The following is a 10,090-nucleotide window of genomic DNA, read 5'->3' on the forward strand; positions in this document are numbered from 1 at the left end:
CCATGAGCTGGACCGAGCACGCCGCCGCCGTCCTGGAGAACGACCGGGTGCGCCTCACCCCGATCACCGGCGCCGACCGCGAGGGCGTCCGGGCCGTGGCCATGGACCCCGACATCTGGCGCTACTTCGTCGCCGCCGTCGAGACCGACGCCGACTTCGAGGCCTTCTTCGACGCCAACCTCGCCGACCACGCCGCCGGCCGCCGCACCGTCTTCACCCTCACCGACAAGGACAGCGGCCGCATCGCCGGCAGCATGAGCTTCGGCAACATGGCCGAGGCCGACCGCCGCCTGGAACTCGGCTGGTCCTGGCTCGGCCGCGACTTCCGCGGCCGCGGCGTCAACCACTGGGCCAAGGCCCTCCTCCTGGAACACGCCTTCGAGGTGCTCGGCGCCGAACGCGCCGAGTTCAAGACCGACGTCCTCAACGTCCAGGCCCGCCGCGGCCTCGCCAACATCGGCGCCACCGAGGAAGGCGTCCTGCGCAGCTTCAACTACATGCCCGGAGGCCGCCGCCGCGACGCCGTCTTCTACAGCATCCTGCGCGCCGAATGGCCCGCCGTCCGGGCGCACCTCGCGCGCGGCCCCAAGAAGGCCGTACCGGCATGAGCGACCCCGCCCCCGCAGGCCCCGGCATCAGCCACATACGGGCCTGCGGCACCCCGTACGAGATCGGCCGCGCCCACGGCGCGGCCCTCTCCGGGCCCCTGCGCGCCTTCCTCGACGACGGCCTGGCCCGCCTCAACCACCTCGTCCCCGCACCCCTGGCCCTCCCCGCCCTGCTGCCGGCCATCGCCGCCCACCGCAGGGCCGTCACCGCATGCCTGCCCGACCTCGCCGAGGAGGTCGCCGGCCTCGCCGACGGCGCCGGCACCTCCGAGGACGAGGCCTGGCTGCTCCAGCTGCGCCGCGAGATCCTCGGCTACTCCAAGATCCGCACCGGCGGGGACTGCACCACGTACGCCCGTACCGGCCCCGGCGCCGGCCCGCCCGTCCTCGCCCAGACCGTCGACCTCAGCGGCGACCTCGACACCCACGTCAGCGTCCTGGAGATCGCCCGCGCCGGCACCGCCCGCCGCTCCCTGGTCCTCAGCTTCGCCGGCCTCCTCGGCTACCTCGGCCTCAACAGCGACGGCCTCGCCGTCGGACTGAACCTGGTCCTCGGCGGCACCTGGGGCCCGGGCGTCCCCCCGTACCTGGCCATCCGCCACCTCCTCGACACCGCCGCCGACACCGGCCAGGCCCTCAAGATCCTCGCCGACCTGCCCCTGGCGAGCTCCCGCTCCCTGATGCTCTGCGACCCCGGGCGGGCCCTGTACGTGGAGCACCTCGACGGCGACCTCCGCGTCACCGAGGCCACCTCCCCCGCCGGGCTCACCCACACCAACCACTACCTCCACCCGGACTTCGCCCCCGCCGACGAACTCAACGTCTTCGCCCGCAACTCCTCGCTGCGCCGCCTCCACGCGGCCGCCGAAGGCCTGGCCGCACTCCCCGCCACCGCGACCCCCGAGGACCACCTGGCCCTCCTGTCCACGCCGCCCCTGCGCGTCCCCGACCGCGGGGACATCCGCGCCGAACGCACCGTCGCCGCGGCCGTCATGCTCCCCGCGTCCGGCCGCCTCCACCTCCGCCCGGGCGACCCCGCACGCTCCCGCACCCGCGTCTTCGGCCTGTAGGCCGGCGTCCCTTCCTGGGCCGGGGAGGGCCGTGCCAGAGAAAGGAGCACGATGGACGCATGGCTGGTCGACCTCGACCAGGTCGCCCCCCAAGACATCAGCGCGCACTACCCCGAGGGCCTGACCGAGGAGGAGCTGCGGCGCGGCGCCGAGTTCGTCCACGCCCGCGCCGCCCACCGCTTCTTCCGGGCCCGCCTCACCGTCCGCCGGCTGCTGGCCGAGCGGCTCGGGCTCGCCGCGCACGACCTGCGCATCCACTACGACCCCGCCGGCAAGCCCTACCTGCCCGACCAGCCCGGTACGCATGTCAGCTGGTCCCGCTCCGACGGGCTGCTGCTGCTCGGCGCCACCGAGACCGGGCCCATCGGGGTCGACGTGGAGCTGGTCCGCCCGGCCACCAGCAGCCTCGACGTGCTCACCTTCGTCTACCCCGGCGTCCCGGACGGGGTCGGCGCCGACACCTTCTTCCACGCCTGGACCCTGCTGGAGGCGGCCGTCAAGGCCACCGGGCGCGGACTGGCCGACGGCGCCCGGGAGGTGGACCTGGCCTTCGGGCCCGACGGGTCCGTCACCCTGCGCGGGATCAGCGGGCACGGCGTACGGCCCTGGCACGGACACACCGCGCTCCAGCCCACCCGGCAGGACTGCCCGTGGGCGATGACCGCGTTCGTGTCCCGGGAACTCCCCCCGGTGACCGTCCTGACCTGGCCGGACCGCGCCGACGACCCCGTGGGATCACCGACGCGGGCCGCGGGCGTCAGGCGGCGCTGACCACCGGCGAGCCGTCGGGGGCGATCGCCGAGAAGCCGGTGTACGGGACCAGCGCGGGCGGCACGGCCACCGAGCCGTCCGCACGCTGGTACTGCTCCAGGACCGCCACCAGCGTGCGGCCCACCGGCAGCGCCGAACCGTTCAGCGTGGCCGCGAAGGCCTTGCGCCCGTCCCGGCCGCGCACCCGGATGCCGGCCCGCCGGCCCTGGAAGTCGCCGCAGTCCGAGCAGGAGGAGATCTCCCGGTAGGTCCCCTGGCCCGGCAGCCACACCTCGATGTCATAGGTGCGCCGCGCCGCGAACCCCAGGTCCCCGGCACGCAGCTCCACCACCCGGTGCGCCAGCCCCAGCCGCCGCAGCGCCGTCTCGGCGTGCCCGGTGAGCAGCTCCAGCTCCTGCGCGGACCGGTCGGGGTGGCAGATCCGCACCAGCTCCACCTTCTCGAACTGGTGCAGCCGCACCAGCCCCCGGGTGTCCCGCCCGTACGAGCCCGCCTCCGCCCGGTAGCAGGGCGTGAACGCCGTGAGCGCGAGCGGGAGTCGGTCCTCCTGGAGGGTCTCGCCCCGGTAGAGGTTGACCAGCGGCACCTCCGCCGTCGGGATCAGCAGCAGGTCGCGGTCGGCGGCGTTCGTCAGGAACAGGTCGTCCTCGAACTTCGGCAGCTGCCCGGTCCCCGTCATCGTCTCCCGGCTGACCAGGTGCGGCACCCCGTGCTCGGTGTACCCGTGCTCCGTGGTGTGCAGGTCCAGCAGGAACGCGGCCAGCGCCCGCTCCAGCCGGGCCCCCGCCCCCCGGGTCACCGCGAAGCGCGAGCCCGACAGCTTGGCGGCGCGCACCGGGTCGAGGATCCCCAGCCGGGTGCCGACGTCCACGTGGTCGAGCGGTGCGAAATCGAAGCCGGGCACCTCCCCCCAGACCCGCCGCACCACCGGCGGGTCCTGCTCGGTCCCGTCGGGCACGTCGGCGTACGGGCGGTTCGGGACGGTCGGCAGCAGCGCACCGAGCCCGTCCTCCACCCCCTTGAGCTCCTCCGACACCGACCGCAGCCGCTCCCGGGCCTCCTGGAGCCGGGCCCGGGCGGCCGCGTCCGGCGGGCCGCCGGCCTTCGCCGAGCGGTTCTGCTCGGCCCGCAGCTTGTCCCGCTCGGCGATCAGCCGGGCGCGCCGTTCGGTCAGGGTGCGCAGGGCGTCCCGGTCCAGGACGTAGCCGCGGCGGCCCAGATCGGCCTCCGCCTCGTCCTGGAGCAGGCTGTGCGGGTCGTGCATGACGGCTCCTCGGTCTCGTTACGGGATGTCCTGCGGTTCCGGTACGTCAGGGGCGGCGCTCGCGATCGCCCGGTAGCGCTCGGGCGCACGGGCCCGCAGCCACCAGGCGTAGCCGAGCCCGGCGAGCGCGGCGCCGGCCATCAGCCACGGGATCCGGTTGACCCACACGGAGTCGGTGCCGGTGACCAGCGGGAAGTTGTCCAGCAGCAGCCACAGCGCCCCCGCCAGCCCGGCCAGGGCCAGCACCGGGGCGAGCCGGGTCCGCCACCAGTGGGCGTCGGGGTGCCGGCGGAAGAACACCAGCACCGCCACCGCCACCGCCGCCTGGAGGGCGACGATCCCGACGGTGCCCAGGGCCAGCATGGTCGTCGCCAGGGTGGTGTACGGGTGCGCGCCCGCGAGCGCGAACAGGCCGCAGACCACGGCCGTGGCCACCGACAGCACCACGCTCGCCCGGTGCGGGGAGGCGTGCCGCGGGTGCACCCGGGCCAGCGAGGACGGCAGCACCCGCTCCCGGCCCAGGACGAACAGGTACCGGTTGGCGGCGGTGTGCAGCCCGAGCAGCGCACCGAACAGGCTGGTGCACAGCAGGACCTGCATCACGCCCGTCGCGAAGCCGCCCAGGTAGTCGTCGGACAGCCGGAAGAACAGGTCCCCCAGCTGCTTCCCGGCCGTCTCCGCCACCCGGCCGGCGCCGATCGCCCCGACGGCCGCCCAGCTGATCAGCGCGAAGAACACGGTGATGAGCACGACGGACGCGTACGTGGCCACCGGCACGCTCCGCTTCGGGTCGCGGCTCTCCTCGCCGTAGAGCGCGGCCGCCTCGAAGCCCACGTACGAGATCAGGGCGAACATCAGCGCCACCCCGAGCCCGGGGGTGAAGACCGTGCCGGGAGCGAACGCCGCCGCGGGCAGGGTGTCCGCCCCGTGCCGGACGCCGATGGCCAGCGCGAGCAACCCCAGCACCGCCACCTCGGCGACCATCAGCACCGCCAGCAGGCGGGCGCTGAGGTCGATCCGCCGGTAGCCCATCACGGCCGTCAGGGCCAGTGCGGCGCCCGTCCACACCGGCCAGGGCACGGGCAGGCCGTGGGCGGTGGCGACGAGTTCGGCGAAGTACCCGAAGGCCCCGGCCACGCCGGCGACGGCCGCCGTGTAGGCGAGGACGGCCGTCAGCCCGCCCGCGACGGCCAGGGGCCGGCCGAGCCCCTGGCCGATGTACGTGTAGAAGCCGCCCGCACCCACCACGTGCCGGCTCATCGCCGCGTATCCGACGGAGAAGCAGAGCAGTATCAGCCCGGCGAGGGCGAAGGTGGCGGGCACCCCCGCCCCGTTGCCGATGGCGTAGGCGAGGGGCACCGAGCCCACCACCCCGGACATGGGCGCCGCCGCGGCGACCACCAGGAAGACGATCCGGGGGGTGGTCAGCGTCCGCCGCAGCCCGGGCTCGGCGGCGGTGTCCCGCCGCTCCGTCCTCGCGGGGATCGTGGAGGTCACCGGGGCTACCTCGGGTGGGTGCGGATCAGGTCGACGGCCTCCGGGATGCCCATGTACGGCAGCCGCACCTCGGCCATGTCGTCGGTCCACCGCTCGGCGAGGTCGTAGCGCTCCTTCGGGGTGGTCTCCAGCAGCTTGCAGCCGGGGAACACCTCGTAGTCCCTCAGCAGCTCGGCGTGGGCGAACATGCCCTGCTGGAACAGCTCCTCGCGCTCCAGCACGAACTCCTCCGACGGCAGCTCGTCCCACAGCTGCCGGCCGCGCCGGATCAGCTCGATCAGCCGGGGCCGGTACGAGGGGTTGCGCGCGAGGTGGTCGCGGACGATCGAGCTGCCGACGGTCAGGTGGCGGATCTCGTCGATGGACGCCCCGCGGGCGATCTCGGCGGCCGCCGGGTCCAGCAGGGTCCACTTGCGCTCGCTGAGCTCGGCGGCCGGCGCCAGCACGCCCTCGATGACGATGGTGAACACGGCGACGGCGCCGATGAAGTCGCCCTCGTCGCGCACGACGGTCGTGGCGAACTCGGCGATCGGGTTCAGCACGCGCCGCGTGTAGTCGGTGCCCTGCTCCCTGATGAACTCCAGCAGCCCCGCCTCGGGCACCCCGAGGTCCACCAGGTGCTTGCGGAAGATCATCGCGTGCCGGGCCTCGTCGATCACCTGGGTGGCGAAGAACTCCTGCTCGACGACGCCGGGCGCGCCGATGACGTAGTGGGACAGCACGTTCACCGCCCGGGACTCGGCCAGCGACCGGTTGCCCAGCTCCAGCACGAGCGCCTCGCGCAGCGGCCCCTCCTCGCGCATGTGCGCCGGGGTGACCGCGTCGTGCCCGGCCTCGGCCCGACCGCGCAGGGTCCCCTGGGCGACGGCCGACAGCCAGTACCCCAGGTCGCACTCCTCGGCGGTCAGGGTCATCTCCTGGGCGCCGTCGAGCAGATTGGGCGCGCGGTCCCAGTCGGCCTCGACGGGGATCTGCGGAAGGGTGGTCATGAGACAACCTCACTGGGAGAAGCGGGAACGGAGACGGAAGCGGCGGGGGTGACGCAGGCGCTGTGCATGCGGCCCGCGAAGCTGAGCATCGGGGAGTCGACGGTGTGGGAGCCGCCCGTGACCTCGGCGAGGAGCATGTCGTGGTCGCCGACCTGGTGCCAGCCCAGGACCCGGCAGGCCATGTGGGCGAGGCTGCCGCCGATCAGCGGGGCCCCGGAGAGCGGGTCGGTGGACCAGTCGAAGCCCTCGAACTGGGCGTCGCCGAGCGGCCGCTGCGGATTGGCGAAGCGGCGGGCCACGTCCTGCTGGGCCGAGCCCAGGACGTTGACCGAGAAGCGGCCGGCCCGGCGGACCATCGCCGCGAACGTCGACGTGGGCCGCAGGCAGGCACCCAGGACCAGGGGGTCGCGGGACAGGGTGACCACGGCGCTGGCGGTGGTGCCGTGCCGGACGCCGCCCTGGCTGACGGTCAGCACCGTCACGCTCGACGCCAGCCGGCGCAGGGCCAGGCGGGCCGCGTCGGGATCCTCGTACCCCTCGGCGGACGCCGAGGGCGAGCGGTCCGTCAGCCAGGCGGGGTAGCGGCTCACCGGTTCACCCCGACGGCCGGGGCGGCGGTGGCGGCGAGGGTGGCCGGGTGCTCGTCGTACGGCAGCGGGACCGGGCCGCCGGTGGCCGAGCGGCGCTTCAGCATGGCCGTCACCTGGTGCACCAACGGGGTGTCCTCCGGTTCGAAGGGCAGCCCGAACGGCTTGAGGAAGTTGCCGAAGACACCGCGGTCGCCGAAGACGTGGAACGGCAGGGCCAGCAGCGCCCACTCGGGCCCGATCAGCCACATCCACAGCAGACCGACCGCGGCCACGCTCAGCAGGCTGTGCATCGTGTTGTACAGGACGTAGAACGCCTTGTGGATCTGCCCGTTCGCGCTGCGCCGGTAGGCGATCGCCCCGGGGATGTAGCCGATCAGGTCGATGTAGAGGAACAGGCCGATCGCCGCGAACCAGTTGATGTCCAGGAAGTGCCACAGGATGAACCCGATCGTCACGGCGAACGCGACCAGGTACTCCAGGCGGTGCAGGTTGAAGGTGACCGGCGATTCCACCGGGTTCTTGATGTCCATGAGGGGTGTCCTTACTGCGGGCGGGCCGCGCTACGGGATGCTGCCGGCGGGTCAGGACAGGCGCAGCGGGCCGCCGGCGAAGTACTCGGCCAGCTCCGCGGCCACGCTCGCGCGCGACGGCGGGTGGAAGGCCAGGGCGCGCACCGCGGAGGCCAGGTAGGCCACGTCACCCGAACGGATGTAGGCCATCCCGCCGAGCATCTCCACGGCCTGGTCGACGGTCTGGGACAGCAGGTCCTGGGTGGCGTAGCGGGCGGTCAGCACCGCCGCCACCGCCTCGTCGCCCCCGGTGCCGTCCTCCAGCGAGCGGGCCGCGCCCTCCACGAGGGAGACCGCCGCGTCCATGCGGACCGCCAGCTGCGCCCGTTCGGAGGCGCTGCCCCGCCCGCCGGCCAGCACCTGCGCGACCAGCGCGGACGCGGCGCCGACGTAGGAGGAGGTGGCGAGCAGCTCGAACCAGGTGAACCCGGCGGTCTGGAGGTCGTCGAGCCGGTCGGCGTCCTCGGGGGTGCTGTGGATGACGAGGTCCTCGGGGACCTCCACGTCGGTGAGCCGGACCTCGTGGCTCTGCGAGGCGGCCAGTACGGGGGTGGCCCAGAACGGCCGGGTCGTGACCCCGGGGGAGGAGGCGGGGATCAGCATCAGCGCGAGGGCGGAGCGCCCGTCCTCCTCCGTCACCTGCACGCTGGCCGTGAGCACGTCCATCGAACCGGAGAGGCTGCACGGCTTCTTCGCCCCGTTGACCCGGTACCCGCCCGGGGTGCGCTCGGCGACCACCGACGGCGCCAGGATGTTCTGGTCGGTCCTCCCCTCGGCCCAGCCGGACGCCAGCAGCAGCCCGTCCGAGGCCACCGCCGACATCAGCTTCAGCTGGGCCGGGGTCAGCCGGCCGGTGGCCTCCGCCAGCCGGAACAGCATCGCCACCGTGAAGTGGTGCATGGTCGTGGCCACCCCGAGCGAGGGCGAGAGCGAGGCGATCGCCCGCTGCACCCGTACCGCCTCCAGCGGACCGGCGGCCGCGCCGCCGTACGCGGCCGGCACGAGCAGCCCGGGACCGCCGTGCTTGCGGTACAGCTCCAGCACCGGGCTGTCCGCGCCCTCCCGGGCCGTGAGCGGCAGCTCTTCGAGTGCGTCGAGAAGACCTGCGTGGAATTGCTCGCAGATCCCGCGCGCTGTCGTCAGGGAACGCATCGCCGTGTTCTCCTCGGGCTGTCTCGGGCTCTCTTGGATTTCGCGTCCGAACCGGCGGTATTCTCCGCGTTCGGATACTCGAATGCGAATGAGAGTCTTCCAGCCACCATCTGACTGAGGCCTGACGCTCATCTGACCGGCGTCTTCGGCTGACTTGGCCCTGACAGAGGGCTGACCTGGGACGGGACCGGCCTTGTGGCCCCCGGCGGCCCGTGCCATAAGTAGCGGTAGTGCTGCCGCGAGAATGGAATTCACATGACCGGAACGATTCTGGAGACGGATGTCGCGCTCGACGCCATCCGGCAGTATGCGGACGCCGGTAATCCGAGCGCCTATTTCGCCTTCAGTGACGGGAACAGCTATTTCCGCCTCCCGGACGGGCCCGGGGTGATCGTCTACCGTCCCGTCGGCCGCTACCTCGTCCAGTTCGGCGGCCCCTTCGCCCCCTTCGCCCCCGCCGGCCCGGACGGCCCCCGCGCCCGCCTGCTGGCCGCGTTCCGCGCCTTCGCCGCGGAGCAGGGCCGCGAGATCGTCTCCGTACAGCTCCAGGGCGCGGACGCCGACATCTACGTCGACCAGGGCTTCACCGTGAACCAGATGGGCGCCTCCTACGCCGTCGACCTGGAGACCTTCACCCTGGCCGGCACGAAGTTCATGCAGCTGCGCAACAAGATCTCCCGCGCCCTGCGCAGCGGCCTGGAGATCAAGGAGGTCGCGTACGACGACCACGCCGCGCAGATCGCGGAACTCGACACCGCCTGGCTCTCCACCAAGGGCGAGGGCGTCAAACCCCTGGAGTTCCTCGTCGGCCAGACCGGCGGCCGCTACCAGCACCTGCGCCGGCTCTTCGCGGCCCTCCGCGACGGCGAGCTGATCGGCTACGTCTCCTACGCCCCCGTCTACGGCCCCCAGCCCGGCTGGATGCACGACCTGAGCCGCCGGCAGCCCGACTCCCCGCCCGGGGTGATGGAGGCCCTCAACAAGGCCGCCATCGACGTGTTCACCGCCGAGGGGACCCGCTGGCTGCACTTCGGCTTCACCCCCTTCACCTCCCTGACGGCCCCGCAGTTCCCGGGCCACAGCCGGGGCTTCCACTGGTTCATGGAGCACCTCTGGGAGCACGGCGCGCACATCTACCCGGCGCGCACGCAGCTGGAGTACAAGCAGAAGTGGGCGCCCTCCGCCGTGCTGCCGGAGTACATCGCCTTCCAGCACGGTGCGAGCCTGCCCGCGCTGGTCCACGTCTTCCGCGCCTGCAACGCGGTCTGAGAGGGAGGCATCCGATGACCACGACCGACGAGATCCACACCCAGGGCCTGCTGCTCGTGGACCGCTTCCAGGCCTGCGCGGCCGCTCCCGACGACCTGGAAGCCGCCCGCCTCTGCGACGAGGCCCTGACCCACCTGGACGCCCTCCTGCGCGCGGCGGGGGAGTAGCGGACGCGCGAAGGGCCCCGCCGGCACGGCCGGCGGGGCCCTTCCGCGTGCGCGGACCCGGGGAAAGGAAGGAGGGGGTGGTGGGGAGGATCCCGGGGATCCTCCCCCCCCCCCCCCCCGGCGCCCTCCCCGCAACGCCAGGTG

Annotated in this window: 11 protein-coding genes; 5 read left to right on the plus strand and 6 right to left on the minus strand. The window is 73.4% G+C overall.

From position 1 onward, the window contains the following. Nucleotides 1-2 precede the first annotated feature (2 nt). The 3 genes from ACZ5NJ_RS31310 to ACZ5NJ_RS31320 are packed head-to-tail and all read left to right on the plus strand — an operon-like array spanning nucleotide 3 to nucleotide 2,449. Nucleotides 3-608, plus strand: coding sequence for a GNAT family N-acetyltransferase (locus ACZ5NJ_RS31310; protein WP_468769236.1), 606 nt, complete (start codon nucleotides 3-5; stop codon nucleotides 606-608). Next, the gene (locus ACZ5NJ_RS31315) at nucleotides 605-1,678 is read left to right on the plus strand and encodes a C45 family autoproteolytic acyltransferase/hydolase (protein ID WP_468769237.1); all 1,074 of its coding nucleotides are present in this window, start codon (nucleotides 605-607) and stop codon (nucleotides 1,676-1,678) included. Before ACZ5NJ_RS31310 ends, ACZ5NJ_RS31315 begins: the two co-directional genes overlap by 4 nt. 51 nt (nucleotides 1,679-1,729) lie before the next feature. After that, nucleotides 1,730-2,449, plus strand: a complete 720-nt coding sequence (locus ACZ5NJ_RS31320; protein WP_468769239.1) for a 4'-phosphopantetheinyl transferase family protein — start codon at nucleotides 1,730-1,732, stop codon at nucleotides 2,447-2,449. Here the strand turns inward: ACZ5NJ_RS31320 and serS are convergent. Genes serS through ACZ5NJ_RS31350 form a run of 6 tightly spaced genes read right to left on the minus strand, consistent with a single transcriptional unit; the run spans nucleotide 2,436 to nucleotide 8,510 of the window. After that, a complete protein-coding gene (gene serS / locus ACZ5NJ_RS31325) occupies nucleotides 2,436-3,713 on the minus strand; it encodes a serine--tRNA ligase (RefSeq protein WP_468769241.1) in 1,278 nt (425 codons plus the stop codon). The genes ACZ5NJ_RS31320 and serS overlap by 14 nt on opposite strands. 18 nt (nucleotides 3,714-3,731) lie before the next feature. Then, nucleotides 3,732-5,210, minus strand: a complete 1,479-nt coding sequence (locus ACZ5NJ_RS31330) for an APC family permease (protein ID WP_468769243.1) — start codon at nucleotides 5,208-5,210, stop codon at nucleotides 3,732-3,734. A gap of 5 nt (nucleotides 5,211-5,215) precedes the next feature. After that, nucleotides 5,216-6,199, minus strand: coding sequence for a ferritin family protein (locus ACZ5NJ_RS31335; RefSeq protein ID WP_395510309.1), 984 nt, complete (start codon nucleotides 6,197-6,199; stop codon nucleotides 5,216-5,218). Next, nucleotides 6,196-6,789 (minus strand): flavin reductase family protein, encoded by a 594-nt coding sequence (locus ACZ5NJ_RS31340; RefSeq protein WP_468769245.1) that lies wholly within the window; start codon nucleotides 6,787-6,789, stop codon nucleotides 6,196-6,198. The genes ACZ5NJ_RS31335 and ACZ5NJ_RS31340 overlap by 4 nt, the downstream gene beginning before the upstream one ends. Then, a complete protein-coding gene (locus ACZ5NJ_RS31345) occupies nucleotides 6,786-7,319 on the minus strand; it encodes a hypothetical protein (protein ID WP_468769247.1) in 534 nt (177 codons plus the stop codon). The genes ACZ5NJ_RS31340 and ACZ5NJ_RS31345 overlap by 4 nt, the downstream gene beginning before the upstream one ends. Nucleotides 7,320-7,370: 51 nt before the next feature. After that, a complete protein-coding gene (locus tag ACZ5NJ_RS31350; protein WP_468769249.1) occupies nucleotides 7,371-8,510 on the minus strand; it encodes an acyl-CoA dehydrogenase family protein in 1,140 nt (379 codons plus the stop codon). Between the two features lie 255 nt (nucleotides 8,511-8,765). Between ACZ5NJ_RS31350 and ACZ5NJ_RS31355 the strand changes: the two genes are divergently transcribed. Both ACZ5NJ_RS31355 and ACZ5NJ_RS31360 read left to right on the plus strand, forming a co-directional pair. Next, nucleotides 8,766-9,779 (plus strand): bifunctional lysylphosphatidylglycerol flippase/synthetase MprF, encoded by a 1,014-nt coding sequence (locus ACZ5NJ_RS31355; protein ID WP_468769250.1) that lies wholly within the window; start codon nucleotides 8,766-8,768, stop codon nucleotides 9,777-9,779. A 14-nt stretch (nucleotides 9,780-9,793) separates the two neighbouring features. Continuing rightward, complete coding sequence (locus ACZ5NJ_RS31360) at nucleotides 9,794-9,946, plus strand: hypothetical protein (RefSeq protein WP_468769251.1); 153 nt, start codon at nucleotides 9,794-9,796, stop codon at nucleotides 9,944-9,946. The last annotated feature ends 144 nt before the right edge of the window (nucleotides 9,947-10,090 follow it).

This window comes from Streptomyces sp. NPDC032091 (assembly GCF_055580265.1).

What these genes read in the sequence shown, in the direction of transcription:
- ACZ5NJ_RS31320 (WP_468769239.1), top strand. Translation starts at nt 1,730, where the DNA reads ATGGACGCATGGCTGGTCGACCTCGACCAGGTCGCCCCCCAAGACATC.
- ACZ5NJ_RS31335 (WP_395510309.1), bottom strand. Translation starts at nt 6,199, where the DNA reads ATGACCACCCTTCCGCAGATCCCCGTCGAGGCCGACTGGGACCGCGCG.
- ACZ5NJ_RS31310 (WP_468769236.1), top strand. Translation starts at nt 3, where the DNA reads ATGAGCTGGACCGAGCACGCCGCCGCCGTCCTGGAGAACGACCGGGTG.
- ACZ5NJ_RS31345 (WP_468769247.1), bottom strand. Translation starts at nt 7,319, where the DNA reads ATGGACATCAAGAACCCGGTGGAATCGCCGGTCACCTTCAACCTGCAC.
- serS (WP_468769241.1), bottom strand. Translation starts at nt 3,713, where the DNA reads ATGCACGACCCGCACAGCCTGCTCCAGGACGAGGCGGAGGCCGATCTG.
- ACZ5NJ_RS31360 (WP_468769251.1), top strand. Translation starts at nt 9,794, where the DNA reads ATGACCACGACCGACGAGATCCACACCCAGGGCCTGCTGCTCGTGGAC.
- ACZ5NJ_RS31355 (WP_468769250.1), top strand. Translation starts at nt 8,766, where the DNA reads ATGACCGGAACGATTCTGGAGACGGATGTCGCGCTCGACGCCATCCGG.
- ACZ5NJ_RS31350 (WP_468769249.1), bottom strand. Translation starts at nt 8,510, where the DNA reads ATGCGTTCCCTGACGACAGCGCGCGGGATCTGCGAGCAATTCCACGCA.
- ACZ5NJ_RS31315 (WP_468769237.1), top strand. Translation starts at nt 605, where the DNA reads ATGAGCGACCCCGCCCCCGCAGGCCCCGGCATCAGCCACATACGGGCC.